The sequence below is a fragment of the Pannonibacter sp. XCT-53 genome, assembly GCF_009915765.1.
In the GTDB taxonomy this organism is placed as follows: domain Bacteria; phylum Pseudomonadota; class Alphaproteobacteria; order Rhizobiales; family Stappiaceae; genus Pannonibacter; species Pannonibacter tanglangensis.
Map to the genome: position 1 here is coordinate 16,554 of NZ_JAABLQ010000004.1, position 25,569 is coordinate 42,122.

Genomic DNA, 25,569 nt, shown 5'->3' on the forward strand with positions numbered 1-25,569 from the left:
GAAGGCATGGGCCGACATGAGACGCGAGAGGCGGCCGGTCGTCAATGCGACGGGCCGCCTCTGCCGACATCGTGATCCGGTGCGGACAGCGTCAGGCGATGTCCCGCAGATCCGAAATTCCCACCCCCTTGTCGGAGGACCAGGCCACGTGGCCTGTCTGCCGCCGGCCGGAGCCGCGCCGGATGACCACGTCCAGCCCGGGGAGGAGACCCGGCACCGGATGCAGGCCAAGACCGTCGGGCGACTCGTCGCGCACGTCTGCCTCGAAGGTGCCGCGCTGGCTGTCGATGGTCACCGTTTCCTCGCCGGCCTGGATGCGCAGCGCCTTGCGCCGTTCGGCCACGTCGCGGTGCATCTCGGACAGGAAGTCCTCGACCGCCTGCATCAGGTCCTGCGACACATGCTTGACCTCGGCGCTCACCTGATCGACGGAGCCGGCTTCACGGAGGGTGATCTGGATCGCTTCCGTCACCTGACCGACGTTGCTGACCACTTCGCTGGAGCCGCTGGCGGCCAGTGCAATGCTCTGGGTGATCTCCTGCGTTGCCTTGCGCTGCTCGCCGACGGCGGAGGTGATCGCGCCGGTCACCACATGCACGCTCTCGATCTGCTCGGAAATCCGCCGGATCGCGCCGATCGCGCTCTTCGTGAGCCGCTGGACCCCGGCAATCTGCTGGCCGATCTGCTCGGTTGCGCGCGCGGTCTGGTCCGACAGGGCCTTCACCTCGGCGGCAACCACGGCGAAGCCCTTGCCGGCGCTGCCGGCGCGGGCGGCCTCGATGGTGGCATTGAGGGCCAGCAGATTGGTCTGTTCGGCAATCTCGCGGATCATCCCGACCACGGCTCCGATCTTCTCGGCGGCCTCGTCCAGGCTGGCAACTTCCGCGTCCGTCTGGCGCGCGGTCGCCGTGGTGTCTTCCACGATCTGACCTGCGCGTCCCGACTGCGACAGGATTTCCGAAATTGCCGTGGTCAGCTCTTCTGCAGCCGCTGCGACCGTCTGCACGTTCTCCGAGGAGTGCGCCGAGGCGAGGCTCGCCGAGGAGGCCTGCCTGGACGCGTCGAGAGCGATCCGGTTCATGTTGGCGGCGCTGACCGTCAGCACGCCGGTCTTTGCATCCACCCGGGTGACCATCTCCCCGATCAGGTCGCGGAACTTGAGGATGATTGCCTCGACATGTGCCTGCCGGTGCCGCTCCTTGTCCCGCTCGATCCTGGCACCCGCCTCGAGTTCCTCGCGGCGGATCAGGTTCTCCTTGAACACCACGACGGTGCGGGTCATGTCGTCGATCTCGTCCGAGCGGTTGTCGGCCGGCAGCGGCGTGTCGATCCGGCCCGCAGCCAGCTGCTGCATGGCGGTCGACAGGTTCCGGATGCGGCGGGACATCCGGCCGGAGAAGACGATCGCGACGACAGCGGTCGAGATGCCACCGATCAGGCAGATCAGCAGCGCCCAGTTCTGCAGCGTTGTCAGGCCGCTCAGCAGCTCGTCCCGGTCCTGCACCACCAGCATGGCATAGCGCTTGCCGGGCGCCTCGACCGGAACCATCGCGGCGACGAGAGTCCCGCCCGCGCCGTTGTCCAGCTCGTGCAGCTTGGTCAGGCCGGAGAGGGACTCGTTGACGTCCGATGCGGGCACCACGATCATCCGGCGCTCGTCCACCGCGGCCGTCCGGGCACTGTCGTTCTGGGCCTCGCCGCTTTCGTTGACGAGGAACATGTTGCCCGTCTCGCCCATGCCGGCGTAGGTGCCGAGCAGACTGTCGAGCCGTTTGGACGGCGTCTCGAAGGCAATCACGCCAATGGCCTTGCGACCGATGGAGATCGGGGTGGCGATGTAGCCGGTGGGAATGCCGTTGCGGGCCGGATGCGGCGCGGCATCCTGGATGTGGGCCTGATCCGGCTGGCCTGCGATCGCCTGGGCAAATGCCTGGCCAAGCGGCGACCCGCTCCAGGCCGGGTCGCGGAGATTGGCCGTGAAGTCGGAGCGCTTGCGCAGCGAATAGATGACCTCGCCGTCGAGCGAAATCAGCAGGATGTCGCCGAAGCCCGATGTCTGGGCGAAACGGCGCAGGATCGGGTGATACGTCTTGTGGGCGGTGTCATAGGGCTTGTAGCCCGTCTTCACGAGCGCGTCGCGTGCCTCCGGCGGATGCGGGTTGGCCGTGACATAGGTCTCCGTCAGGATCCGCGGGGCATCTGCGCCATATTTCTCGTAGCCGGCGCCAAGCCGACGGTAGGCCGAGATCACCGACATGCTGTCGGCAAAGCCGGACACTTCCGTGGTCACGTCCTGGAAAAAGTTCTCGACCTCGCCTGCCTCGCTCTCCGCCAGAGCGAACAGGCCCTCTTCGCCTTGCTGCATCATGATCGAGGCGGCCGAGAAATAGCTGGCGATGCCGACGCCTGCGGCACAGAGCAGGCCAAGCGAGATCATGACTGCAGGCAGTTTTCGGGAGATGCGCATGTAGACCACCTTCCTGGGGCGTACGCACTTGTGCGCTGGCTCGTCAGAGCCGCTCGATGTTGATGCCGACGGTAATCGCGCCGATGGGGGTTCCGGTCGAAGGATCGACGACCGGCAGACTGATCTGGCTCTGGATCGTCTGGGTCGAATCGTCCTGCTCGATGTCGCTGATGTGGCGACTGTCGCGGCCCTTCAGGAACGTGTCCTGCCACTTGGCCTCGTCGCCCTGCCAGATGTCGGACGTCAGTTCGCTCTGGCCGACGTTCAGGCCCTTGGCGTCCATCACGAAGATCTCCGTGAACAGGCCGCCACTGGCCTCCTGCTGGCGGGCGAGGAACTGCGACAGGGAATTGCTCATCATGGCGTCGATCGTCGGCTGCACGATCGAATCGACCTCGGCGCGCCAGACCTGATCAAGCCCCTCGATGGCATCCGCATCGAGTGAGGCAGACTTCCGGTTGTGATCGAGCACGGCCGCGATCACTTCCGGTGCCGCCGCGAGGGTTGCGACGCGGCTGGACGCGAGGGTTTCCAGTTCGACCTGGAACTCGTTGGCATCTGAAATTCTTGGGTACGCTAGACACAGAAACGCAACAGCGAGGGGCAAGTACCTCATGGCGAATCGTCTCCTTCATGCATCCCATGATTGTTGCTGCAATGGTTAACGAAATATTTCTTACGTTGCAGATCAGGGTAAACGAAACGCTCATTTTTTAATCATTACCTGCGACATTATGACTTTCCGAAGTCGACGCTGTATAGATTCGTTGTTCTGAAATTTAAGACCGGGATTGCGCACTATAAACATCATTGTTCTTATTGACGATGCTGCGTAAAGGTCCGGTCCGGCAGCGGTTGCAGGAGCTGCCCCGGATCACGGTCGGCAGCATGTCGCATATTCGGGGAACGGTGGCGGATTCCCTTGCGCGAGCGGGCAGGGCGACGGGCAACACTGTGGCGGGTCCACAGCCCGGAGCGGCGCCGGCGGCCGGATGCAGTCGTCAGGCATGCCTTTCCTCCGGCAGGTGCTGTGGTAAAAGACACGCCCCACGAACCGGAAAGGGATCCGCCTTGTCGATGAAGTCCTTTGTATTCACCCTGTCCTGCGAAGACCGGCCGGGGATCGTCGCGGCCGTGACCACCGAACTCGCCGACATGGGCGCCAACATTGCGGAGAGCGACCAGTTCTGGGATCAGGTCAGCAACCGCTTCTTCATGCGCATCGCCTTCCTCGCGCCGGAGGGCGTGACCCGGGACACGATCTCCCGTGCGCTGGCGCCGGCGATCGCCCGCTTCGACATGAAGACCGAGCTGACGGACCAGTCACAGCGCAAGAAGATCATCATCATGGTCTCGAAGTTCGACCATGCCATGCTGCATCTTCTCTATCAGATCCGGGTCGGCTGGATGGATGCCGACGTGGCAGCCATCGTTTCCAACCACGAGGACAGCCGCCGCACCGCCGAGATCGAGGGCATTCCCTTCCACTACTGGCCGGTCAACAAGGAGAACAAGGCCCAGCAGGAAGAGAAGCTGCTGGCGCTGGTCAAGGAAACGGGAGCGGATCTTGTCGTTCTGGCCCGCTACATGCAGGTCCTGTCCGACAGCCTGTCGAAGCGCCTGTTCGGCAAGGTCATCAACATTCACCATTCGTTCCTGCCGAGCTTCAAGGGGGCACGGCCCTATCACCAGGCTCACGAGCGGGGCGTGAAGATGATCGGCGCGACGGCGCATTACGTGACCGCTGACCTCGACGAGGGCCCGATCATCGAGCAGGACGCCGAGCGCGTGAACCACTCCCTGTCTGCCAACGACTTCGTCGCTCGCGGCCGCGACATCGAATCCCGCGTGCTCGCCCGCGCGGTGAAGTTCCACCTCGAAAACCGGGTCATGATCGTCGGCAACAAGACGATCGTCTTCGCCCGCTGAGCCGACCGGACCGGACAAGCAGGAACGGCCGCGCGGGATCGCGCGGCCGTTGCCGTCTGGATGGCCGGGGTGGGGCTGACGCGCTCCGGGCCGGCCCGGTCAACCCCGGCGCAGACTCGTGGCGAAGCTGCGCACTTCCTCGCGCAGGGTCGTCGACTGGGTGGACAGGTCGCCTGACAGCGTCATCAGCTGGGTGGCTGCTTCCCCGGTCATTTCCGCTGCCGTGCCGACGCCGGAAATGTTGCGGCTGACGTCGCCGGCACCCATCGCCGCGCGCTGGGTGTTGGTCGCGATTTCCGCCGTGGCGGCGGTCTGCTGCTCCACGGCCCCGGCGATGCTCGAGGTCAGCGCGCGAATGTCCTCGATCGTGGTGACCATCCGCCGGATGGCCTCGACCGAGCCCGAGGTCGCGGTCTGGATCTCGCCGATCTTGCGGCCGATCTCTTCGGTGGCGCGCGAGGTCTGGGCGGCCAGCTGTTTCACTTCCGAGGCAACGACAGCGAAGCCGCGGCCCGCCTCGCCGGCGCGCGCCGCCTCGATCGTCGCGTTGAGCGCCAGCAGGTTGGTCTGGGCCGCGATGTCGCTGATCAGCTCCACCACCTCGCCGATCTGCTGCGCGGAGGAGTAGAGCGCCGCAATGTTGGTGCTGGCATCCGAGCCGTCGCGGGCCGCAGCCTCGGTGATGGTGCTTGAACGCGAGACCTGCGAGCTGATCTCGCGGATCGAGGCGGTCAGTTCCTCGGTGCCGGCAGCAACGGTCTGGACGTTGTCCGAGGCATGCTCGGCAGCGCCCGCCACGACCTGCGTCTGCCGCGCCGTTTCTTCCGCCGTTGCCGACAGGTTGCGGGCGGATCCGGCCAGGGCTTCGGATGCGGAATGGAACTGCTCGGCCAGTGCGCCCATCTTCTGTTCAAAGGTGTCCGCGATCTTCTGGCGCTCCAGCGCCATCTGCTCGGCGGCGCGCCGTTCCGTCTCCGCCTGCTCGGCCTGCGCCTTGCGGCCGGCTCTCAGGTCGGCGACGAAACCTTCGAGGCACAGCGCCATGTCGCCGATCTCGTTGCGCATGGTGGCGTGCGGGATGCGCGTCTCCAGCATGCCGCTGGCCACCGTCTGCATCGAGCGGGTCAGTGCCTTGATCGGCGTCGTCACCCGCGCGATGACGAACACGCTTGCGCCGACGATCAGCAGGAAGACGGCGGCGGCGGCGAGAAGCAGCGAGCTTTCGACGGACGACTGGGTTGCACGGGCGGCCTTGCCGGCATCCGCAGCCCCGGTCAGGTTGAGATCGACGATCTTGCGCAGGGCGGCCGCAGCCTCCGTGTAGCGGGCGCGGCCCTCGCCGGCGAACAGCGCGGCGGCATCGGCGTTTCGGTGGTCGCGCGAGAGGCCGACGATCCGGTCGGCAACCTGGACAAAGGCGCGCCACCGGGCGGTCATGTCATTGAAGAGCTGGCGTTCGCCGTCGCTGACGATGAGTTTTTCGTAGTCGTCGAACAGGACGTCGATCCGGGCGCGGGTGTCCTGCATGTCGCGTTCGATGCCAGCAAATGCCTGGTCGTCGCCCGAGGTGACATGGAACAGGAGATCGGCCTGCAGCTTGTAGCTCAGGGCTTCGACGGACTGGCTGATCGACACGCTGGGCAGCCAGATGTCGATGATCTCTTCGGTGCGATCGTTGACGGAGGTGATGCCGGACTGGGCCGTCAGGCTCACTCCGGCCAATGACACAAGGACGAGCGCGAAGATTCCCAGCATCACACTCGATAATTGCAGGCGCATGATTCGATCCCCAAGAATTCCTACGGGGACGTGATGCGCCTCTGACAATAAACACGAAGTTAAAGTATAGTTTATTCCGTTATGCCGCAATACTGTCGCGTGTCCAGATAAGGGCAAATACGTGCATCAATTGTTTCTGCTTATTTCTGAGTAATTCAATCCGCATATGCAATGCAGGATTTACGATGAAATTCCTGCAATCAGGTCGAGCAGCAGCGAGATGTCCTGTGGTCGGGACAGCCGGTGGTCGCCATCCGGCACCAGCGTGAGCCGCACGTCATCCTGCGGCAGGCTCTCGACCAGGCGCAGGGCATGCGTCCAGGGCACGTCGGGATCCCGTCGGCCCTGCAGGATGGAGACGGGGCAGCCGAGCTGCAGGGCACGACCAAGCAGCAGGTGGCGCCGCCCGTCCTCGATGAGCTCCCGCGTGATGACATAGGGACCGTCACCATAGGCCGAAGGCCGCGCGTAGCGGCCTGTCCGCAGGATCTCCTCCCGGATCGTGTCGTCAAACCGCTGGCGCCACATCAGCTCTTCGGTGAAGTCCGTGGCCGGGGCAATCAGGACCAGTCCACGGATCCGGCTGCGCTCTAGGCCAACTTCGGCGACATGCGCCAGGGTCAGGAGCAGCGCCAGCCAGCCGCCCATGGACGAGCCGACCAGGATCCGCTCGCCCGGAGCGTCCGTGTCGAAGACGGCGCGGGCCTCCTCGAGCCAGCGGCTGATCGTGCCCTCCTCGAACCGGCCGCCAGACTGCCCGTGGCCGGAGTAGTCCATCCGCGTCACCGCCTGCCCCGTGCTGGCCGCCCGTTCGGCAAGGGCTGCCGCCTTGGTTCCGGTCATGTCGGACTTGAAGCCCGAGAGCCAGAACAGCCCGGGCGTGCGGCCCTCCTGCCGGATCACGGCAATCTCGCGCCGCGCCGCGCCGGACCCGACCGTGAGGAATTGCGGCGTCGCATCGCCCATTGTATGGCTCCCTTCCGGCTGACCCCATGCGTGTCGCCGGTTTGGCACAGTCCGGCCTGCCAGAGAAGGCCCGGCATTGCGGAGACAGGCTTGACCCGACCCGACGCATCCCCGCTCATCCTGCAGGTGATACCGGATCTCGAGACCGGCGGGGCCGAGCGCACCACGGTCGACGTGGCGGCGGCCGTGGTCGCGCGGGGCTGGCGGGCGCTCGTCGTCAGTGAAGGCGGGCGGCTCGTCCCGGATCTGGAGGCAGCCGGGGCAGAGCATGTGGTTCTGCCGGTGGGCTCCAAGAACCCGGTGACCATCCTCGCCAATGCGCGCCGGCTTGCCCGGCTCGCCCGCGAGCGCGGGGTCTCGGTGATCCACGCCCGCAGCCGCGCGCCCGCCTGGTCGGCGCTTCTGGCAGCCCGTGCGCTCGGACTGCCCTTCGTCACCACCTATCACGGCATCTACAAGCAGACCAACGCGGTCAAGGCCTGGTACAATTCCGTCATGGCCCGCGGTGATGTCGTGATCGCCAACTCGCGCTACACCGCCGACCTGATCGCCGCGCGCCACCCCTTTGCCCGGGAGCGCCTCAAGGTCATCCATCGCGGATCCGATCTGGCCGCGCTGGCCCCTGAAACCGTCTCCGATGCACGCCGCGCCGCCATGGCCGGTCAGTTCGGCGTCGAGCCCGGCCGGCCTGTCCTGCTGCAGCTCGCCCGGCTGACCGGATGGAAGGGCCAGCGTGTCGTGATCGAGGCGATGGCCGAGCTGAAACGGCGTGGTGTGCCACTGCCGCTGGCGGTGCTGGCCGGCGATGACCAGGGTCGTGACAGCTATCGCCAGGAGCTGATGCAGCGCATCAGCGCCGCCGGGCTCGGAGCCGACGTGCGGCTGGTCGGTCACTGCGCCGACGTGCCGGCCGCGATGGCGCTGAGCCGGCTCAGTGTCGTGGCCTCGACCGAACCGGAGGCCTTCGGCCGGGCCGCCGTCGAGGCGCAGGCGGCCGGGGTTCCGGTGATCGTGTCCGATCTCGGCGCCGTGCCGGAGACGGTGCTGGCGCCCCCGCAGGTCTCCGCGCCGGCGCGGACCGGCTGGCGCGTTCCGCCGGGGGATGCGGGCGCGCTTGCCGATGCAATCATCGAGGTCCTCTCGCTCGATCCGGCCGACTTGTCGGCGCTGCGGACCCGGGCGCTGGGCCATGTGCAGACCCATTTCACCGTCGAGGCCATGTGCCGCTCGACGCTCGAAGCCTACGCCGGGCTTGTGGAGCGGGTGCCGGCACCGCGATCCTGAGGCTTTCTGCCGCTTCGGCTGTTGACTTTCGGTCAGGATAGGCAGATTTTGAAGGCGCTCCAGACCATCAGCGGGTGGTCATTGGCCTCGGCGCTTGCGTACGGGGTTTTTGGCGTATTGCGCTCACTGGGGCAGCTGCCTGATTGCAACGACAGAGGAGATAGCGACCATTCGCCGTCCATTCCGCGCCCCGCCTCCTACGAAGGATGGCCCGCGCACCAATGATGAGATTCGCGTTCGCGAAGTCCAGTTGATCGACCACGAGGGCCAGAACCGGGGCATCGTCCCCACGCACGAGGCCCTGGATCTGGCTATCGAAGCCGGAATGGACCTGGTCGAGATCCAGCCGAACGCGGAACCCCCGGTTTGCAAGATCCTTGACTACGGCCGGTTCAAGTACCAGTCGCAGAAGAAGGCGGCCGAGGCGCGCAAGAAGCAGAAGACCGTCGAGATCAAGGAGATCAAGATGCGTCCGAACATCGACACCCATGACTATGAGGTGAAGATGAAGGCGATCCAGCGCTTCTTCGCGGAAGGCGACAAGGTCAAGGTCACCCTGCGTTTCCGTGGCCGTGAAATGGCACACCAGGATCTGGGCATGAAGCTGCTGATGCAGGTGCGCGACGAGACGGCAGACATCGCCAAGGTCGAATCCGCGCCGCGTCTCGAAGGCCGGCAGATGGTGATGGTTCTGGCTCCGATCCAGCGCTGACGCGCGGGTCCGGTCCGAAATCGACGAATGGCGACGCGGTGCGATCCGCCTGCGCAATCCGGCAGCCCGGGCCCTGTGCCCGGGCTGTTTGCATTCCGGGGCAAGCCGTCCCCGGCTGGGGCCGGGGCGATCCGGCTGGCCAGATTCCGACGGGTGACCTGTTTCCGATGCCCGCTGTCGGGGTGGTGACCGGCACGACGCGCGCCCGGTCGATTCCGGTTGCAATCCACCCGGCTCGCCCCTATAAGCCACCGGTCCAGAGTCGTCCGGCTCTTTGCGGGCGCGCTCTTCTGTTGTCTGGAGCCAGTCTCCGGCGCGAAGGCGTGGCGCTGCGAAACCAGGGCATGCCGTGGCGACCTCTCGATGCACCAACAAACGAGCGGGCGGTTTACCGTCCCGCACCAATGAAAGGATGCAAAATGCCCAAGCTGAAGACGAAGTCTGGAGCGAAGAAGCGCTTCAAGCTGACCGCGACCGGCAAGGTGAAGACCGGTCAGGCCGGCAAGCGTCATGGCATGATCAAGCGCACGGCCAAGTTCGTCCGCAACGCCCGTGGCACGACCACGCTGGCGCCGCAGGACGCCAAGATCGTGAAGCAGTACATGCCGAACGCCTAACGCCACCTGACATTCAAGGAGTTTACCAATGGCGCGTGTCAAGCGGGGCGTAACGGCCCATGCCCGTCATAAGAAGGTTATCAAGGCTGCCAAGGGCTACTACGGCCGCCGCAAGAATACCATCCGCATTGCCAAGCAGGCCGTCGAGAAGGCAGCTCAGTATGCCTACCGCGACCGCAAGGTCAGGAAGCGGAACTTCCGTTCGCTGTGGATCCAGCGCATCAACGCTGCCACCCGCGAGCATGGCCTGACCTACGGCCGCTTCATCGACGGCCTGAACAAGGCCGGCATCGAAGTTGACCGCAAGGTTCTGTCCGATCTCGCCATCAACCAGCCGGCCGCTTTCCAGGCCCTGGTCGAAAAGGCGCAGGCCGCTCTGGCAGCCTGATCGACGGTTCACCGTCTGACGAAGGGCGCTTCCCGCAAGGGAGGCGCCCTTTTCGTTTGGCCCGGCCGATGCGGCCGGGCGCCGGGCGGATTTGTCTAAAACACCAGCAGCGGCATTAACCATTTCAGGGAAAAGCCAAAGGAAATCAGCGGTCAATCGTTAACGCGCGCCAGCGGCTGGCATGAGGCTTGCGACAGGAAGGGTACGTCCAGCCGGGCGTCCCGAACCGGAACAGGCAAAGGCAGATCCGTTGCGTATCGATCCATTCCGCCCGTTTGACCGTGTTGCAGACCGTCGCAGGGCCCAGGCCCGTGCCCAGGTGAGGGCCAAGGCGCGTGCGCGTGCCGCCACCGCCGACGAGGTGGCCGAAACCGCCCGCACCCCGCTGAGCCTGCCGGCGCCGCTTGTCGCCGGTGTCGAGGACCGTCACGCCGGGTTCGGGCTCTATCGCCCCGATGCCGCGTTCCTCGCCCATCTGATTGCCGCCCGCGAGGCCGAAAGCGTGGCGCTTGCGGTGGTGCCGTCCGAGGCACTCAGCCAGGTCTCGAGCTATCGCAGCGTTGCGGCGTCCCCGCGTCGCCGCCAGCCGGGCCACGTCGTCTCGACGCATCTCTGAGAGAACAGCCGGGGCGGCGGACGCTGACCTGTCCATCCGGTCGCCTCCGCCTGCCGCCCCACCCTGCGCCTTCTCCGGTGCCCTGACCCTGTTCCCCCGATCCTGCGGCTCCCCAGGGGAGCCGCTGTGGTCAGTAGCCGGCCGCGTGCCCGTCCTTGCGCGGATCCGACCCACCGGTCAGCGTGCCACGCTTGCGGTCGATCTGGATCGCCTGGGCGCCGCCGATCGGGGAGGCTGCGCGCACCACGTCATGGCCCCGGGCCGCCAGTCCGGCCGCCGTCTTCTCCGGGATCCCGCTTTCGACCTGCAGGCGGGTGAAGGTGTCATCAAGGAACAGCCGCGGCGCGTCGATCGCTTCCTGCACGTCCATGCCGTGGTCGATCATGTTGGTGAGCACATGCACGTGACCGCAGGGCTGGTAATGGCCGCCCATGACGCCGAAGCAGAGCCACGGCGCGCCATCCTTCAGCGCGAAGGCCGGCAGGATGGTGTGCATCGGTCGCTTGCCGCCCTCGATCGTGTTGGAATGGCCCGGCTGGACCCGGAAGCTGCAGCCGCGGTTGTGCAGCAGCACGCCGGACTTTGGCGCGGTGATGCCGGACCCGAACTCCTTGAAGATGGAATTGATGAACGAAACGGCGAGCCCGTCCTTGTCGACGACGCTGAGATAGACCGTGTCGGTCTGCGGCAGGCTCTCGGGCACCTGGATGGCCGGATTGCGCTTGTCGGGAGACATCTGCGCGGCAAGCCGGTCCAGGGTCTCCGGGCGGATCAGGTCCGTGTGGCAGACGTCCATGTGACCGGGGTCTGCGATGAAGCGGTTGCGCATCGCATAGGCGAGCCGTGCTGCCTCGATCTCCAGGTGCAGGCGCTCCGGCCCGAGCGGATCGAGCGCGGCCAGATCGTGCCGCTCGAGCAGGCCGAGCATGATGAGAGCCACAAGACCCTGTCCGTTGGGCGGCAGTTCTGCCAGCGTGTGCCCGCGGTAGTCGCGCAAGACCGGTGCGACCGCGGTCGTGTGGCAGGCGGCGAGATCTTCCGGCGTCATCAGGCCGCCGCGGGCCTTCAGCGTGTCGACGATGTCGCGGGCAATCTCGCCGGTGTAGAACGCGTCCGCACCGCCGCTGGCGATGGCGCTGAGCGTGTCGGCGAGACGCGGCAGGCGGATGATGTCGCCGGCCTGCGGTGCTTCGCCCTTCACCAGATAGGCGGCCGCGCTGGCCGGATCTGCGGCCAGCTTGCCGACGCTGTGGGTCCAGTCACGCGCAACGCGGGCGGTGACCGGAAATCCGTCGCGGGCATAGGAAATGGCCCGGCGCAGGAGCTTCTTCAGCGGCTTGCTGCCATGTGCCTTGAGCAAGGTCTCCCAGGCGCGGACCGCGCCGGGCACGGTGACAGCATGCACGCTCTCGGGCGTGATCTCGCGAAGGCCTTCCTCCAGAAGCCGCGCAGTGCTGACGGCGCGCGGTGCGGCGCCGGAGCCGTTGAAACCGGCCATGCGGCCGTCCGGTTCGGTCACGATGGCGAAGCAGTCGCCGCCAAGTCCGGTCATGTGCGGCTCGACGACACACTGCACGGCGACGGCGGCAATGGCAGCATCGACCGCGTTGCCGCCATCCTGCAGGATCTCGATGGCGGCCGAGGTCGACAGCGGATGCGATGTTGCGGCCATGCCGCGGGTGGCGATGACCGGCGACCGGCCGGGCAAGTCAAAGTTGCGAGCCACGAGACTGTTCCCCCAAGTTCAATTTGTTCCGCGCCGGCGGAAGAGTTTTCCGGTCGGGCTTCCTGTGTTTCGCCGACGTGTCATGCTAGCCCTTCGATATCGGGATCAATTCTTAGCGGAGACCTCCGGTCATGGGAAAGCTGACACTTGCGACGGCACAGACAATCATTTCCGCCGCATTTGAAAAAGCGGCCGCCTTGTCGCTGAAGCCGATCAGTGTCGCAGTTCTGGACGACGGCGGCCATCTGATCGCCTTCGCGCGTCAGGACGGCTCGTCGATCCTGCGACCGCAGATCGCCACGGGCAAGGCCTATGGCGCCCTGGCCGTCGGGACGGGAACCCGCTGGCTGCAGGCCAATGCGGAGACGCGGCCACATTTCGTCCAGGCGCTGAACGGCGTGTCGGGCGGGGCCATCGTCCCGGTTCCCGGTGGCGTGCTGGTCCGCAATGCGGGGGGCGAGGTGCTTGGGGCGGTGGGAATCACCGGCGACACCTCCGACCATGACGAGGCCTGTGCAGTGGCCGGCATCGCGGCCGTGGGTCTGGTCGCCGACTGCGGCTAGCATTCCTGACCGTCAGCCCTTCTGACCGTCAGCCTTTTCGCCCCGTCTGCCTGTCCCTCGGCCAGTCTTTCGCGGCCAGTCTGTCGCAGTCAGTCTTTCGCAGGTTCAGCCGGGTCGCGCGGACGGCCCGGCGCCGGCGATGCCCTTGCACTCCGGCGCAGGCATGCGCCCGCGCGTCTCCTCCGGCGTTGCTGGCAGCCTGACGCCGCCGGCCGCGCCCTTGCTCACTTCTGCGACAGGGCGTTGATCTTGGCCTGCATTTCGGACAGCTGGCGCTTCATCTCGTCGAGTTCGGACGCGGCCGGTGCGGCGCGCGGCGCCGATTTCTGAGCGGTCGCGGCTGCTGCCGTGTCGGTGGCGGCGCCCGGGGCAGCCGGGGCAGCACCGCCGATTCCGAACGGCAGGAACATCTTCATGGCGCGTTCAAACATCTCGGTGTTGCGCTTCACCTGCTCCTCGATGGCCTCGAAGGCCGAGGCGCCGAAGGCGTCGGACATCTGGCTGCGCAGCTTGTCCTGTTCGCGCGTCAGGGAGGAAATCGAGTACTCGAGATAGCTGGGCACCAGACCCTGCAGGCTGTCACCATAAAAGCGGATCAGCTGGCGCAGGAAGGTGATCGGCAGCAGGTTCTGGCCGCCCTTGCCTTCCTGCTCGAAGATGATCTGCGTCAGCACCGACCGGGTGATGTCCTCGCCGGTCTTGGCATCATAGACGACGAAATCTTCCTCGCCCTTCACCATCACGGCGAGGTCCTCGAGGGTCACGTAGGTGCTGGTGCCGGTGTTGTAGAGGCGACGGTTGGCGTATTTCTTGATGATCGTCGGCTCACTGGTCTTTGCCATTCGTGCGTACTCCCGGCATACCGTCGGCGTCCCCGTCTTCGGTTCACGCGCCGCGGCGGCAAGTTCCTGTTTGGCGACAAGCCCTTCGGGCCATCGCCGCTCCTCCTGTTGCGAGACTATGCCAATCTTTGCGTGTCTGGCCACCCCTTTCATGTTGCTTGACGAAAGGATGACGGTTTGCACTGCAATAGCGCTTGCTGCCCCGGTTGACTTGCGCCAGCTGGCGGTCTCTAGTCGCAGCTGAGTAGGGGCACCCGCATCCGCAAAAACCAGAGGGGGAGCTGGCATGTCCCGGGGGGAATCAGTCATCCGGAGGTCTTCATGAGCGCTTCAACCGACGTCGTAATCGTCAGTGCCACCCGCACCGCGGTGGGTTCCTTCAACGGCTCCTTTGCCAATGTTCCGGCTCACGAGCTGGGCGCGGCCGTCATCAAGGCCGCTCTCGCCAAGGCGGGCGTTGCTGCCGCCGACGTCGACGAGCTGGTGTTCGGCCAGGTCCTGACCGCCGGCCAGGGGCAGAACCCGGCCCGTCAGGCGGCCATCGCCGCCGGCCTGCCGGAAAGCTCCACCGCCTGGCTCCTGAACCAGGTCTGTGGCTCGGGCCTGCGCACCGTTGCCATTGCAGCGCAGCAGATCCAGACCGGCGATGCCCGCGTCGTGATCGCCGGCGGCCAGGAAAACATGTCGCTCTCGCCCCACTGCGCGCCGATGCGGTCCGGCTACAAGATGGGCGACTACAAGATGATCGACACCATGATCAAGGACGGCCTGTGGGACGCCTTCAACGGCTACCACATGGGCCAGACGGCCGAGAACGTCGCCCTGAAGTGGCAGATCTCCCGTGACGAGCAGGACGCCTTCGCTCTCGCGTCGCAGAACAAGGCCGAGGCTGCCCAGAAGGCCGGCCGCTTCAAGGACGAGATCACCCCGGTGACCGTGGCCGATCGCAAGGGCGACAAGGTCATCGAGGATGACGAGTACATCCGCCATGGCGCCACGCTCGACAGCATGGCCAAGCTGCGTCCCGCCTTCACCAAGGACGGCACCGTGACCGCGGGCAATGCCTCCGGCATCAACGACGGCGCCGCCGCGCTCGTCGTCATGAGCGCGGCCGAGGCGGCCCGCCGTGGCCTTACCCCGCTCGCCCGCATCGCCTCCTGGGCGACCGCCGGCGTCGATCCGTCCGTGATGGGCTCCGGCCCGATCCCGGCCTCGCGCAAGGCGCTGGAAAAGGCCGGCTGGTCGGTGTCCGACCTGGATCTGGTGGAAGCCAACGAGGCCTTTGCCGCGCAGGCCTGCGCCGTGAACAAGGACATGGGCTGGAACCCGGACATCGTCAACGTCAACGGCGGTGCCATCGCCATCGGCCATCCGATCGGGGCCTCCGGCGCACGCATCCTGGTGACGCTGCTGCACGAGATGGGCCGCCGCGACGCCAAGAAGGGTCTGGCGACGCTGTGCATCGGCGGCGGCATGGGCGTTGCCATGTGCCTCGAGCGCGCCTGACGGCAAGTCGGGTCCGGTTTCCCGCCTCCGCCGGACACCGGGCCGGCGCGATGCGGATGACACAGGTTTCGCGGCCGCAGGCAAGGTCCTGCGTCCGCGATGCGGCTGACGGCCGGGCCTGCGCCGAAGGGCGGACTGCGGCCCCCCGTCCGGACTGAAGGATTAGGAATGGAACAGGGCCGCGTGTCACAAGGCCCGATGCATTTGGGGAGACAAGCATGAGCAAGGTCGCACTGGTCACCGGCGGAACGCGAGGCATTGGCGAAGCCATCTCTCTCGCCCTCAAGGCAGCAGGATATACGGTCGCCGCGACCTACGCCGGCAACACGGAAAAGGCAGAGGCCTTCAAGGCCCAGACGGGCATCCATGTCTACAAGTGGGATGTCTCCCACGAGGAAGACTGCGCCAAGGGCATTGCCCAGGTGGAGGCGGACCTCGGCCCGGTCGAGATCCTGGTCAACAATGCCGGCATCACTCGTGACGGCATGTTCCACAAGATGACCTTCGAGCAGTGGCGGTCGGTGCTGTCGACCAACCTCGACAGCATGTTCACCATGACCCGCCCGGTCATCGAAGGCATGCGCAACCGTGGCTTCGGCCGCATCATCAACATTTCCTCGATCAATGGCCAGAAGGGTCAGATGGGGCAGGCCAACTACTCCGCCGCCAAGGCCGGCGTGATCGGCTTCACCAAGGCCCTGGCGCAGGAGAACGCCTTCAAGGGCATCACCGTCAACGCCATCTGCCCGGGCTACATCAACACCGACATGGTCGCTGCCATGCCGGAGAAGGTGCTGCAGCAGATCGTGGCCGGCATCCCGGTCGGCCGTCTCGGCCACCCCGAGGAAGTCGCGCAGGCCGTCGTCTACCTGGCGGCTGACAGTGCGGCCTTCATGACCGGTGCCGTCCTGACGCTGAACGGTGGCCAGTACATCGCCAACGGCTGACGGGATGCGGCTGCCGCCCCTTGCGGGGCAGCGCAGCGCGAACGGCCAGTCTGGCTGCAAGTCTGGCTGCAAGTCCGAGGGCGCCCACCCGGGCGCCCTTTTTCATGGCCTGCCGCCGGGTCCTGCAGTCAGCCCGGTCCTTGGCTGCCTCATCGGGAAAGCGATGCCATATCATCGGCAAGGTCGTTTTCCGCGTCCTTGCCTGTTGACCCGACGGTGTCCCTGTTCCTATCTGCGCAGACACATGCTGGACAGGGCCTCAGCGCCCGTGGAGACAAGATGGACCTGGAACGCGCGCCCAACGATCCCGAACGGCTGAAGGAGACCGGGGGCAAGGAGATGTCCCCCCTGCTGAAACTGGCGCTGGAACTGGGGCCGCTCGGCGTGTTCTTCCTGTTCAACTCGCGCGGGGAACAGATCGCCGCCGCCCTGCCGCAGCTGGCCGTCTTCGGCGGACCGATCTTCCTGGCCACGGCCGCCTTCATGGTCGCCATTGCCCTTTCGCTCGGCGTGTCCCTGTGGCTGACCCGGCGCCTGCCGGTGATGCCGCTGGTCTCGGGTGTCATCGTTTTCGTCTTCGGCGCGCTGACGCTGTGGCTGCATGACGAGCTTTTCATCAAGCTGAAGCCGACGATCATCAACACCCTCTTCGGCGTGACGCTTCTCGCCGGGCTTGCCTTCGGCAAGTCCTTGCTGGGCTATGTCTTCGACAGCGCCTTCCGGCTGACGGACGAGGGCTGGCGCATCCTGACGCTGCGCTGGGGCCTGTTCTTCCTGTTCCTCGCCGTCGTCAACGAGGTTGTCTGGCGCAGCTTCTCGACGGATTTCTGGGTCAGCTTCAAGGTCTTCGGCATCATGCCGATCACGCTGGTCTTCACCATGTTCCAGCTGCCGCTGATCCAGCGCCACGCCCTGCCCGAGCCTGGCGCGCCCGACACGCGGCCGGATGCCTGAGCAGGACGGGCGCTACTCGTCCCGGCCGGTGAAGCTCACATCGCGGCGCGCGCCGGTGATGGTGATCGTGAAGCCTGCGATCACGTCGATCGCGGCAATGACCAGCAGCAGGAAGAAGGTCGAGGTCGCCGCCTGCCGGATGGTCAGGAACTCGATGAGATAGGCCACGAAGACAAGCATCGACAGGATGTGGTCGGAGAGCACCGCCGCACCCGTCCGGGTGGCCTTGAGGATCTCGACGAAGAGCAGGACCAGCGCCACGCTCAGCATCAGGTCGCCCATCACCAGCGTGAACCGCGCCGAGGAGACCATCTCGATCGTCAGGACCGGCATGTACCACGGGTCGCCCTGCAGCGGACCGAACCAGCCGAACGCGACGAAGTTGTAGAGGATCAACGGCACGATGGTCAGCGGGATGGACAGCAGTGTCGGCATCGGTCCCCTCCGGATCAGCCGGAAGCCAGGCGGCGCTGGTCCGGTGTCGGTCGTCTGTGTCTGCGACTTGTACACCACATCGACGCCCCTGTCGGCCCGCGCCTGCGGAAATTGACAGGAGGCGACATGTCCGCCACCCACCGGCAGGGACGGGGAGGGCGCCGGCAACGAAAAAGGCCGGCGTTTCCGCCGGCCTTGATCTGGATTTCAGTCGCCGCAGCGATCCTGGGATCAGACGTCGTCTTTGACCTGCAGGATCTGACGGCCCCGGTACATGCCGGTCTTGAGGTCGACGTGATGCGGGCGGCGCAGTTCGCCCGAATCCTTGTCCTCGACGTAAGTCGGCTGCTTCAGGGCGTCCGCGGAACGGCGAAAACCGCGCTTCATGCGCGAGGTTTTTCTCTTCGGAACGGCCATGTTCTTGTTCTCCGTAGTCCATAGTCCACGCGGCCCGGACCGGGTTTGCCCGGGGCGTGGCACCACGCAGCGTGTCGGAATGGTGGGGCTTATACAGGCAATGTCCGGGATTTGCCAGAGGAAAGCCGAATTTTTCTTTTGCCCCTTAAGGACGGGTGAGCACGCAGGAGAAAATGTCTCCGGCCTGGGTGACCCGGCTCTGGTTGGTGCTGGCGAGACGGGCGTGGCCGCGGCCCGGCTTGGCCGGATTGCGCAGGATCGGGTTGGGCAGCGCGGTGGCCAGACGGGCCGCCTCCGCCGTCGTGAGCGCCGCCGCCGGCTTGCCGAACCAGGCCTGCGCGGCGGCCTCCGCGCCGAAGATGCCCTCGCCCCATTCGGCGATGTTGAGATAGAGCTCCATGATCCGGCGCTTGCTCAGCATGGCATCCAGCATCAGCGCGAGCGGCAGCTCCATGCCCTTGCGGACGAAGCTCCGGTCGCCCCAGAGAAACAGGTTCTTGGCCAGCTGCATGGTGATCGTGCTTGCCCCGCGCGCCTCCTTGCCGGCGTTCAGGCGCTCGATCTGTCCTTCGAGGGCCTCCCAGTCGACGCCGTTGTGGCTGCAGAAGCCACTGTCCTCCGAGGTGATCACCGCCCGCACCAGATTGGGCGAGATCTCGTCGAGCGTGCGCCACTGCCGGTCGACCCACAGGCCCTGGACCGTGCGTCCGAGCATCAGCGTGCTGACCGGCGGGATGAGCATGTACAGGACCGTGAGCACCGGCGGGGCGAGGACCAGCGCCAGCAGCGTGATCATCACGGCGCGGGCGATGCGGCGGCCGAGGCCCCTGCGCGGGCGCCGGGCCGTCACCGGGGCCACCTCTTCGGCGTTCGTGTCGTCGGGGTGCCGCTGCCCGCCGTTGTCCGCCACCGGTTCAAGCATCGCCCTGTCGGAAACCTTTCTTCTGACGCACCGGATGCCTTGCCGGTTGCGAGGCCTGTCAGCCTTCTACATGCGCCTGCCGGTTGCGTCAAAGCGCCGCCGCGGACCTGTCGTGCCAAGAGGCTTGACGGGCGTGTGAAAACCGGACACCCAAGGCGGCGATTGCGGTCTGGCGTCATCGGCGGCAGGCCGGTTTGGGGATCCGGATGGGGTAGGGCATGAGCTGGCTTGACGAGGCGCTGCGCGACATGACGCAGCGCATGGATGTTGCGATCCGCGCTGCCCTGTCGCCCGAGCCCCGCGCGGGCGAGCTGATGCGGCCGGAGCGGCTGCTGGCGGCCATGCAGCACGGAACCCTGAATGGCGGCAAGCGCCTGCGCCCGCTGTTGATGTCGGAATGCGCCGCGGCTTTCGGCCGTGCGGATGACGGGGTGCTTGTGGCCGCAGCGGCGCTCGAGTGCCTGCACAGCTATTCGCTCGTCCATGATGACCTGCCGGCCATGGATGACGATGACCTGCGCCGCGGCCAGCCGACCGTGCACAAGGCCTTCGACGAAGCGACGGCGATCCTGGCGGGCGACAGCCTGCTGACGCTGGCCTTTGACCTGATCGCGGAGCCCTCGGTTCACCCGGATGCGGCCGTGCGGCTGCGCCTTTCGCAGGATCTGGCCCGGGCGGCCGGCGTCGGCGGCATGGCGGGTGGACAGATGCTGGACCTGCAGGCCGAGCACAGGACGCTCGGCGAGGAAGAGATCCGGACCCTGCAGGCGATGAAGACGGGGGCGCTGCTGCGCTATGCCTGCGAGGCCGGCGCGCGGCTGGGCAACGCCAGCCCGGAGGACGTCGCGCGGCTGCGCCGCTACGGCGAGGTGATCGGTCTCGCCTTCCAGCTGGCCGATGATCTTCTCGATCTGGAGGCGACGCCCGAGGTCATGGGCAAGGCCACCGGCAAGGATGCCGAGGCCGGCAAGGCCACGCTGGTCAGCCTCTACGGGGCGGACCGGACGCGCCAGATCCTCGCTGGTCTGGTCGAGGAGGCGACCACGCTGGTCGCCGGGCTCGGGCCTGCCGGCGAGCGGCTGGCGGGCATTGCTGCGTTTGTCGCCTTCCGCTCGCATTGAGACGGGCCGGGACGAACGGAGATCAGCCGGTCACGGCCTGCACCCGGTCCGCTTCGCTCTGGGCCGTGGCCTCGGCCGGTGTCGATGCGCCGGGCGAGGACAGGTCGGACAGCTGGTTGACCGTGACCAGGAATTCCTTCAGCAGGCTGGCCGGGATCTCGATGTCGGCCATCGGCTTGCCCACCAGATAGCCCTGCAGCCGGTCGCAGGCCACCGCCTCGAGCGCCCGCGCCTGGAACACCGTCTCCACGCCTTCGATGGTCACCTGCATGTTGAGGGCATGGCCGAGCGCCACCGTGGCGGAGAGGATCTTCTGGATGGCTTCGGCAGACTCCGCGTAGCCGGCCATGAAGCTGCGGTCGATCTTGATCTTGTCGAAGGGGAAGCGCCAGAGGTAGCTCAGGCTGGAGTAGCCGCTGCCGAAGTCGTCCATGACGACGCTGACGCCGAGTGCCTTCAGCTCCTTGAGCTGCGCCAGCACGTTGTCGCTGTGCTTCAGCAGCAGGTGCTCGGTGATCTCCAGCTCCAGACGGTTCGGGGTCAGCCCTGTCTCCGCAAGGATCTGTGCAAGCAGCTGGGGCAGCTTGCCGGTCTCGAACTGCGACGGTGACAGGTTGACCGCGATCGAGATCGTGTCCGGCCAGTTGGTCGCCGCCTCGCAGGCCTTGCGCAGGACCCATTCGCCGATCTGCGGCAGAAGACCCAGCCGCTCCGCCAGGGGCAGGAAGTCGTTGGGCGGAATCAGGCCGCCCTGGCCGTCCGGCAGGCGCAGCAGCGCCTCGAAGCCGACGACCCTGGCGTCGGCAACGCTCATGATCGGCTGGAAGAACAGGGCGAAGTCGTCCTCCCGGGCCGCCTGGCGCAGACGGCGCTCCAGCTGCCGGCGCTTCTGCATGTCGTCTTCCATCGTGTCGCGGAAGGCGCTGTGGCTGTTGCCGCCCGCGCCCTTTGCAAAGAGCAGGGCGATACCGGCCTTGTGCACCAGCTCGCGCGCCGTCTCCGCATCGGACGGCGACATGGCCGACCCGAGGCTGATCGTCAGACGGACCTCGCGGTCGTCGAGAATGTAGGGTTCGGACAGCCGCCGGATCAGCCGCGCGGCCAGCGCCTCGGCCTGTTGCGGCGTGGCGATGCCGCACTGGGTGACCAGCAGCTCGTCGCTGCCCAGCCGGCCGACGAAGTCATAGGGACGGATCATCTCGCGGGTGCGGATCGCGACAAGCCGGATCAGCGCATCGCTCAGGTCCGGGCCGAGTTCCTCCGACAGGCCCTTGAAGCCGTCGATGTCGATGTGATGCAGCGCCAGGATCGACGTGCCGCCAGCCGGGCGGCCGATGCGCTTGTCCAGGCGCTGCAGGAAGGCCGCGCGGTTGAGCAGGCCGGTGACGCTGTCGTGTTCGGCCAGGAAGTTGGCGCGCGCGTCGCTCAGGGTCTTGGCCCTCGCGAGGTGGCGCAGCGCAACGAAGGGCGCCACGATGAGCACGAGGAGCAGCAGGCTGATGCCGATCCCCGCGAGCGTCAGCTCGCGCCGGAACATGGCCGCCGTCTCCGCTTCGTCGACATAGGCTTCAACGACGGCGATGATCTCGCCGTTTTCCAGGATCGGCAGATAAGTGGAGGCATAGACAGCCGGCCGGCCTTCCGGCCGCCCGTCCTTGACGACCGTGTAGGGCTTGCCGGTGGCGATCACCTTCGCGGCCTTGGAATTGTGCTCGGCCAGCGTTTCTTCGGTGGTGCTGACGATGCCGTTCCGGTCGGAAATCAGCCGGGCGGTGCCCTCCCGGTCGAAGATCTTGAACCGGAAGACCTTGCCCATGCCTTCGGCCATCTCGATCATGTCGAGGGACTCAAGCGAGGGCGGAGCGCCGTTGGCAATCGCCTTCAGGTCCGGCAGGTGGTCCGCAAGCGTGTGGGCCCACAGCCTCGAGTGCGCTTCCGCATCCTTTGCGATCCAGTGGTTGACCGCAAGCCCGGTCAGGAAGAACGCTCCGAACAGGAAGGCCATGGCGCCGAACGCCATGCCGACCCAAAGCCGGTTGTCCTTGTGCCACCCATAAATCTGCATGTCATCCCTCGCGTGTTGCGAGGATCCTTGCAGCAGACTCCCTAAGACATTCTATTCGGACGCTGGGGCATCCGGCGCTATGAATAAGAAACGGTTACTGTCAGACCTTCTGGCGGCCGAAGTCCGGGGCAGCGGTTTCCTGTCCGGCCTCGATGATCGACCGGCGGATACCACGCGTGCGTGTAAAGAGATCAAACAACGCCTGACCATCGCCCCAGCGGATCGCCCGCTGCAGCGCCGCCAGATCCTCCGAGAACCGGGCCAGCATCTCCAGGATCGCCTCCTTGTTGTGCAGGCAGACGTCGCGCCACATGGTGGGATCGGACGCGGCGAGGCGGGTAAAGTCGCGGAAGCCGGAAGCCGAATACTTGATGACTTCCGACTTGGTGACCGTCTCCAGGTCATCGGCGGTGCCGACGATGTTGTAGGCGATGATGTGCGGCAGGTGCGAGACGATCGCCAGCACCAGATCATGGTGCTGCGGATCCATCACGTCGACATTCGAGCCGCAGTCGCGCCAGAAGGCCGCGAGCCGTTCGATCGCCTCCGGATCGGTGCCCTCGGTCGGGGTCAGGATGCACCAGCGGTTCTGGAACAGCGATGCAAAGCCCGCGTCCGGGCCGGAGTGCTCGGTGCCCGCGATCGGGTGACCGGGGATGAAATGCACGCCGGCCGGCACGTGCGGTGCCATCTGGGCCACGACGGAGGCCTTGGTCGAGCCCACGTCGGTCAGGATCGCGCCCGGCTTCAGATGCGGCGCGATGGCCTGTGCCACGGCCTCGCTGGCGCCGACCGGGACGCTGACGATGACGAGATCCGCGCCCTCGACCGCTTCGCCTGCATCGGCGCAATATCGGTCGCCCAGCCCCAGCTCCGCAGCCCGGGCCAGTGTGGCCGGCGAGCGGGTCGAGATGACGATGTCCCGGGCCAGCCCCTTGTCGCGGATCACGCGGGCGAGGGACGAGCCGATCAGGCCGATGCCGATGAGGGCGATGCGTTCAAAATGGGCGCTGGGCATGGTTCTGTCTTGAAGGCTTGCCGGGTCCGGCAGGGATGTCCTGCCGGCCGGCGGTCTGGATCCGGCTGCGAGCCGGGACGAGGGCGGCGGGACCCGGGACGGGCCCGTCCTGCCCGGCTCTGCCGGTGTTTACTGGCGCATGAAATCGGCGATGGCGGCGACGACCTTGCGGTTCGCTTCCTCGGTGCCGATGGTCAGGCGCAGGGCCCCGGGGAGGCCGTAGTTCGCCACCGCGCGCAGGATGAAGCCGCGGCCGGACAGATAGGCATCCGCATCCTTCGCCCGCTTGCCGTCCACGTCCGGGAAATGCACGAGAACGAAGTTGCCGACGCTCGGGGTCACCTTGAGGCCAAGCTGTTCCAGCTCGCCGGTCACCCACGGCAGCCAGGTGTCGTTGTGGGCGATGGCGCGCTCGACGAAGTCGCGGTCCCGGATCGCCGCGATGCCGGCGGCCATGGCCGGGCCGGACACGTTGAACGGACCACGGATCCGGTTCATGGCGTCGATCATCTCGGCCGGGCCGAAGCACCAGCCAAGCCGCAGGTTCGCCAGACCATGGATCTTGGAGAAGGTGCGGGTCATGATCACGTTGCTGGAATTGGCCACCAGCTCGAGGCCGCTCTCGTAGTCGTTGCGACGCACATATTCGGCATAGGCCGCGTCGAGCACCAGCACAACATGGCCCGGCAGGCCGGCATGCAGGCGGCGAACCTCGTCGAAGGGCAGATAGGTGCCGGTCGGGTTGTTCGGGTTGGCGAGGAAGACGACCTTGGTGCGCTCGGTCACCAGCGAAAGGATCGCGTCCACATCTGCCGTGAGATTGCGCTCCGGGGCAACGACCGGCCTGGCGCCGGCCGCCCGGATGGCGATCGGATAGACGAGGAAGCCGAACTCGGAATAGATCGCCTCGTCGCCCGGGGCGAGATAGGTGTTGGCGATCAGCGACAGGATCTCGTCCGATCCGGCGCCGCAGATGATGCGATCGGGGTTAATGCCCGTCACGTCGCCGATGGCCTCGCGCAGCGCGGCCGAGGAGCCGTCCGGGTAGAGTTCCAGCGAGCCGGCGACGCTGGCCAGGGCAGCCTTGGCCGCCTCGCTGGCGCCGAGCGGTGATTCGTTGGAGGACAGCTTGTAGACCTTGTCGCCGCCGCTGGCCTTGGACTTGCCGGGCACGTAGGGGGCGATGTCGAGAATGCCGGCGCGGGGCGTCGGGCGGCTCTTGGCGGTAGTGCTCATCTCAGATCCTCGTCAGGGTCATGTGGGCTGGCCCGCGTGTCCCGCGGGTGGCGGCGGCGACCGGCCCGCTGGGGCGGGGCGTTGCCGCTGCACCGGGGATGGTCAGGCCGGCCGGCTCAGTCGGCGCCGGTGTCGAAATCCTCGTCGCCGTCAGAATCGGTTTCGATGTCGATCGGCGAGGCATAGCCGCCGACCGGTCGGATCACGTCGGGTTCGGCCCCGGCTGCCGCGCACAGCGCCAGCACGTCGGCCTCGCTCATCTCGCCCGAGGCGGCGAGCAGGGCATCCACCCCGTCGGCGGTGCGGAAGAAGCTCAGCACCTCGATGCCGGTGTTCATCAGGCTGCCCGGCAGCAGACCGGTCCAGCGCGCGTCGAACACCCGCGTGTCGGGCTCGCCCGCATTCGGGACCGGACGGCTGATGACCAGCCCGTCAAGATCGGCCGGACGCTCGTGGGCCACCAGGAACGGCAGGCGGGCAATGATCTGCGCGCCCTCGAGGCCGAGACCTCGCCACCACGGAATTTCGGACCGTTCGGTCAGGGCGACGAGCCCGAGGTCGGAATGGGACGCGGCGACCGTGCCCACCACGTCGGAGGCATCGCCCGGGCAGTCCATCTCGACCGAGAAGCCGAAATAGAAGCGCGCGAGATCCCGCATGTCGGCGACATCGGCACTGCCGTCGATGAAGACGCGGAAATCACCTTGAAGGCGCGTGCAGGCGGTGATGATCTCGCGCCAGATATGCTCGACGCTGGTCAGCGGCAAGGTGCCGGCATGACGCTCGACCATGCGGCGCATCATGTCGGCCTCGCGGTCCGGGCGGAACATGACGCCGTCGGCGCCGCTGGCGCGCTTGGCGGCGACGATGCCGTCGATCACGCGGACGCGCTCCATCAGAAGCCGGTGCAGCTCTGCATCGATCGTGTCGATGCGCTGGCGCAGGGCGTCGAGGGCCGGGGAGGGGGCCTGGTCGGTGGTCATGACGGGGGTGGACCTTCCTGAAACGCTGTCGTCGCGGCGGATAGTCATAGGAGGGAGAAACCGGGAAAGCAAAAGA

24 protein-coding genes are annotated in these 25,569 nt (G+C 66.6%); 11 read left to right on the forward strand and 13 right to left on the reverse strand.

The window, feature by feature from the left end; all coding sequences use genetic code 11:
- Positions 1-91: 91 nt before the first annotated feature.
- Both GWI72_RS18635 and GWI72_RS18640 read right to left on the reverse strand, forming a co-directional pair.
- A complete protein-coding gene (locus GWI72_RS18635) occupies positions 92-2,467 on the reverse strand; it encodes a methyl-accepting chemotaxis protein (protein WP_161677797.1) in 2,376 nt (791 codons plus the stop codon).
- Between the two features lie 43 nt (positions 2,468-2,510).
- Entirely contained in the window at positions 2,511-3,083 is a 573-nt protein-coding gene (locus tag GWI72_RS18640; RefSeq protein WP_161709617.1) for a PDC sensor domain-containing protein, read from the reverse strand.
- 461 nt (positions 3,084-3,544) lie between these two features.
- On the opposite strand from GWI72_RS18640, the gene purU reads away from it, so the two are divergent.
- Positions 3,545-4,396 carry a formyltetrahydrofolate deformylase gene (purU, locus tag GWI72_RS18645; protein WP_390806987.1) on the forward strand — a complete coding sequence of 284 codons (852 nt, stop codon included), beginning with the start codon at positions 3,545-3,547 and terminating at the stop codon, positions 4,394-4,396.
- A gap of 99 nt (positions 4,397-4,495) precedes the next feature.
- Here purU and GWI72_RS18650 read toward each other — a convergent pair whose 3' ends face one another.
- Together GWI72_RS18650 and GWI72_RS18655 are read right to left on the reverse strand one after the other, a co-directional pair.
- Complete coding sequence (locus GWI72_RS18650; RefSeq protein ID WP_161709619.1) at positions 4,496-6,151, reverse strand: methyl-accepting chemotaxis protein; 1,656 nt, start codon at positions 6,149-6,151, stop codon at positions 4,496-4,498.
- 204 nt (positions 6,152-6,355) lie between these two features.
- Positions 6,356-7,141, reverse strand: coding sequence for an alpha/beta hydrolase (locus GWI72_RS18655; RefSeq protein WP_161709620.1), 786 nt, complete (start codon positions 7,139-7,141; stop codon positions 6,356-6,358).
- Between the two features lie 90 nt (positions 7,142-7,231).
- Between GWI72_RS18655 and GWI72_RS18660 the strand changes: the two genes are divergently transcribed.
- From GWI72_RS18660 to GWI72_RS18680, 5 genes are all read left to right on the forward strand, one after another.
- Entirely contained in the window at positions 7,232-8,425 is a 1,194-nt protein-coding gene (locus tag GWI72_RS18660) for a glycosyltransferase family 4 protein (protein ID WP_244314427.1), read from the forward strand.
- A 169-nt stretch (positions 8,426-8,594) separates the two neighbouring features.
- Positions 8,595-9,137 carry a translation initiation factor IF-3 gene (infC, locus tag GWI72_RS18665; protein ID WP_161677938.1) on the forward strand — a complete coding sequence of 181 codons (543 nt, stop codon included), beginning with the start codon at positions 8,595-8,597 and terminating at the stop codon, positions 9,135-9,137.
- A gap of 419 nt (positions 9,138-9,556) precedes the next feature.
- The gene (rpmI, locus tag GWI72_RS18670; RefSeq protein ID WP_161677803.1) at positions 9,557-9,754 is read left to right on the forward strand and encodes a 50S ribosomal protein L35; all 198 of its coding nucleotides are present in this window, start codon (positions 9,557-9,559) and stop codon (positions 9,752-9,754) included.
- Between the two features lie 28 nt (positions 9,755-9,782).
- A complete protein-coding gene (gene rplT / locus GWI72_RS18675; protein ID WP_161677804.1) occupies positions 9,783-10,142 on the forward strand; it encodes a 50S ribosomal protein L20 in 360 nt (119 codons plus the stop codon).
- Positions 10,143-10,392: 250 nt separating this feature from the next.
- Positions 10,393-10,758, forward strand: coding sequence for a hypothetical protein (locus tag GWI72_RS18680; protein WP_161677805.1), 366 nt, complete (start codon positions 10,393-10,395; stop codon positions 10,756-10,758).
- A 130-nt stretch (positions 10,759-10,888) separates the two neighbouring features.
- On the opposite strand, the gene ggt is transcribed toward GWI72_RS18680, so the two are convergent.
- On the reverse strand, positions 10,889-12,484 hold the full coding sequence (gene ggt, locus GWI72_RS18685) for a gamma-glutamyltransferase (protein WP_161709622.1): 1,596 nt from the start codon (positions 12,482-12,484) through the stop codon (positions 10,889-10,891).
- Positions 12,485-12,615: 131 nt separating this feature from the next.
- On the opposite strand from ggt, the gene GWI72_RS18690 reads away from it, so the two are divergent.
- On the forward strand, positions 12,616-13,047 hold the full coding sequence (locus tag GWI72_RS18690; protein ID WP_161709623.1) for a GlcG/HbpS family heme-binding protein: 432 nt from the start codon (positions 12,616-12,618) through the stop codon (positions 13,045-13,047).
- 224 nt (positions 13,048-13,271) lie between these two features.
- Here GWI72_RS18690 and phaR read toward each other — a convergent pair whose 3' ends face one another.
- Positions 13,272-13,889, reverse strand: coding sequence for a polyhydroxyalkanoate synthesis repressor PhaR (phaR, locus tag GWI72_RS18695; protein ID WP_161677808.1), 618 nt, complete (start codon positions 13,887-13,889; stop codon positions 13,272-13,274).
- A 321-nt stretch (positions 13,890-14,210) separates the two neighbouring features.
- Here phaR and GWI72_RS18700 point away from each other — a divergent pair, with 321 nt between their 5' ends.
- From GWI72_RS18700 to GWI72_RS18710, 3 genes are all read left to right on the forward strand, one after another.
- Positions 14,211-15,395 carry an acetyl-CoA C-acetyltransferase gene (locus GWI72_RS18700; protein ID WP_161677809.1) on the forward strand — a complete coding sequence of 395 codons (1,185 nt, stop codon included), beginning with the start codon at positions 14,211-14,213 and terminating at the stop codon, positions 15,393-15,395.
- 218 nt (positions 15,396-15,613) lie between these two features.
- Positions 15,614-16,342, forward strand: a complete 729-nt coding sequence (phbB, locus tag GWI72_RS18705) for an acetoacetyl-CoA reductase (protein WP_161677810.1) — start codon at positions 15,614-15,616, stop codon at positions 16,340-16,342.
- A gap of 279 nt (positions 16,343-16,621) precedes the next feature.
- Complete coding sequence (locus tag GWI72_RS18710) at positions 16,622-17,296, forward strand: septation protein A (RefSeq protein WP_161709624.1); 675 nt, start codon at positions 16,622-16,624, stop codon at positions 17,294-17,296.
- A gap of 12 nt (positions 17,297-17,308) precedes the next feature.
- On the opposite strand, the gene GWI72_RS18715 is transcribed toward GWI72_RS18710, so the two are convergent.
- From GWI72_RS18715 to mtgA, 3 genes are all read right to left on the reverse strand, one after another.
- The gene (locus tag GWI72_RS18715; RefSeq protein WP_161677812.1) at positions 17,309-17,731 is read right to left on the reverse strand and encodes a hypothetical protein; all 423 of its coding nucleotides are present in this window, start codon (positions 17,729-17,731) and stop codon (positions 17,309-17,311) included.
- A gap of 231 nt (positions 17,732-17,962) precedes the next feature.
- A complete protein-coding gene (gene rpmF / locus GWI72_RS18720) occupies positions 17,963-18,148 on the reverse strand; it encodes a 50S ribosomal protein L32 (RefSeq protein ID WP_161677813.1) in 186 nt (61 codons plus the stop codon).
- A 145-nt stretch (positions 18,149-18,293) separates the two neighbouring features.
- Positions 18,294-19,070 carry a monofunctional biosynthetic peptidoglycan transglycosylase gene (gene mtgA, locus GWI72_RS18725; RefSeq protein WP_161709625.1) on the reverse strand — a complete coding sequence of 259 codons (777 nt, stop codon included), beginning with the start codon at positions 19,068-19,070 and terminating at the stop codon, positions 18,294-18,296.
- 218 nt (positions 19,071-19,288) lie between these two features.
- Here mtgA and GWI72_RS18730 point away from each other — a divergent pair, with 218 nt between their 5' ends.
- A complete protein-coding gene (locus GWI72_RS18730) occupies positions 19,289-20,191 on the forward strand; it encodes a polyprenyl synthetase family protein (protein WP_161709626.1) in 903 nt (300 codons plus the stop codon).
- Between the two features lie 22 nt (positions 20,192-20,213).
- Here the strand turns inward: GWI72_RS18730 and GWI72_RS18735 are convergent, their stop codons facing one another.
- The 4 genes from GWI72_RS18735 to pheA all read right to left on the reverse strand — a co-directional run bounded on the left by GWI72_RS18735 (position 20,214) and on the right by pheA (position 25,493).
- Positions 20,214-22,256 carry a putative bifunctional diguanylate cyclase/phosphodiesterase gene (locus GWI72_RS18735; RefSeq protein WP_161709627.1) on the reverse strand — a complete coding sequence of 681 codons (2,043 nt, stop codon included), beginning with the start codon at positions 22,254-22,256 and terminating at the stop codon, positions 20,214-20,216.
- Between the two features lie 100 nt (positions 22,257-22,356).
- Positions 22,357-23,274: a prephenate/arogenate dehydrogenase family protein gene (locus GWI72_RS18740; protein ID WP_161677817.1), complete on the reverse strand. Its 918-nt coding sequence runs from the start codon at positions 23,272-23,274 to the stop codon at positions 22,357-22,359.
- Between the two features lie 129 nt (positions 23,275-23,403).
- Positions 23,404-24,510, reverse strand: coding sequence for a histidinol-phosphate transaminase (gene hisC / locus GWI72_RS18745; protein WP_161677818.1), 1,107 nt, complete (start codon positions 24,508-24,510; stop codon positions 23,404-23,406).
- Between the two features lie 116 nt (positions 24,511-24,626).
- Positions 24,627-25,493, reverse strand: a complete 867-nt coding sequence (pheA, locus tag GWI72_RS18750) for a chorismate mutase (protein ID WP_161709628.1) — start codon at positions 25,491-25,493, stop codon at positions 24,627-24,629.
- Between the last annotated feature and the right edge of the window lie 76 nt (positions 25,494-25,569).

What these genes read in the sequence shown, in the direction of transcription:
- phaR (WP_161677808.1), bottom strand. Translation starts at nt 13,889, where the DNA reads ATGGCAAAGACCAGTGAGCCGACGATCATCAAGAAATACGCCAACCGT.
- GWI72_RS18640 (WP_161709617.1), bottom strand. Translation starts at nt 3,083, where the DNA reads ATGAGGTACTTGCCCCTCGCTGTTGCGTTTCTGTGTCTAGCGTACCCA.
- GWI72_RS18635 (WP_161677797.1), bottom strand. Translation starts at nt 2,467, where the DNA reads ATGCGCATCTCCCGAAAACTGCCTGCAGTCATGATCTCGCTTGGCCTG.
- GWI72_RS18740 (WP_161677817.1), bottom strand. Translation starts at nt 23,274, where the DNA reads ATGCCCAGCGCCCATTTTGAACGCATCGCCCTCATCGGCATCGGCCTG.
- phbB (WP_161677810.1), top strand. Translation starts at nt 15,614, where the DNA reads ATGAGCAAGGTCGCACTGGTCACCGGCGGAACGCGAGGCATTGGCGAA.
- mtgA (WP_161709625.1), bottom strand. Translation starts at nt 19,070, where the DNA reads ATGCTTGAACCGGTGGCGGACAACGGCGGGCAGCGGCACCCCGACGAC.
- pheA (WP_161709628.1), bottom strand. Translation starts at nt 25,493, where the DNA reads ATGACCACCGACCAGGCCCCCTCCCCGGCCCTCGACGCCCTGCGCCAG.
- GWI72_RS18735 (WP_161709627.1), bottom strand. Translation starts at nt 22,256, where the DNA reads ATGCAGATTTATGGGTGGCACAAGGACAACCGGCTTTGGGTCGGCATG.
- rpmI (WP_161677803.1), top strand. Translation starts at nt 9,557, where the DNA reads ATGCCCAAGCTGAAGACGAAGTCTGGAGCGAAGAAGCGCTTCAAGCTG.
- GWI72_RS18655 (WP_161709620.1), bottom strand. Translation starts at nt 7,141, where the DNA reads ATGGGCGATGCGACGCCGCAATTCCTCACGGTCGGGTCCGGCGCGGCG.
- GWI72_RS18690 (WP_161709623.1), top strand. Translation starts at nt 12,616, where the DNA reads ATGGGAAAGCTGACACTTGCGACGGCACAGACAATCATTTCCGCCGCA.
- GWI72_RS18710 (WP_161709624.1), top strand. Translation starts at nt 16,622, where the DNA reads ATGGACCTGGAACGCGCGCCCAACGATCCCGAACGGCTGAAGGAGACC.
- rplT (WP_161677804.1), top strand. Translation starts at nt 9,783, where the DNA reads ATGGCGCGTGTCAAGCGGGGCGTAACGGCCCATGCCCGTCATAAGAAG.
- GWI72_RS18730 (WP_161709626.1), top strand. Translation starts at nt 19,289, where the DNA reads ATGAGCTGGCTTGACGAGGCGCTGCGCGACATGACGCAGCGCATGGAT.
- GWI72_RS18715 (WP_161677812.1), bottom strand. Translation starts at nt 17,731, where the DNA reads ATGCCGACACTGCTGTCCATCCCGCTGACCATCGTGCCGTTGATCCTC.
- GWI72_RS18650 (WP_161709619.1), bottom strand. Translation starts at nt 6,151, where the DNA reads ATGCTGGGAATCTTCGCGCTCGTCCTTGTGTCATTGGCCGGAGTGAGC.
- rpmF (WP_161677813.1), bottom strand. Translation starts at nt 18,148, where the DNA reads ATGGCCGTTCCGAAGAGAAAAACCTCGCGCATGAAGCGCGGTTTTCGC.
- GWI72_RS18700 (WP_161677809.1), top strand. Translation starts at nt 14,211, where the DNA reads ATGAGCGCTTCAACCGACGTCGTAATCGTCAGTGCCACCCGCACCGCG.
- purU (WP_390806987.1), top strand. Translation starts at nt 3,545, where the DNA reads ATGAAGTCCTTTGTATTCACCCTGTCCTGCGAAGACCGGCCGGGGATC.
- hisC (WP_161677818.1), bottom strand. Translation starts at nt 24,510, where the DNA reads ATGAGCACTACCGCCAAGAGCCGCCCGACGCCCCGCGCCGGCATTCTC.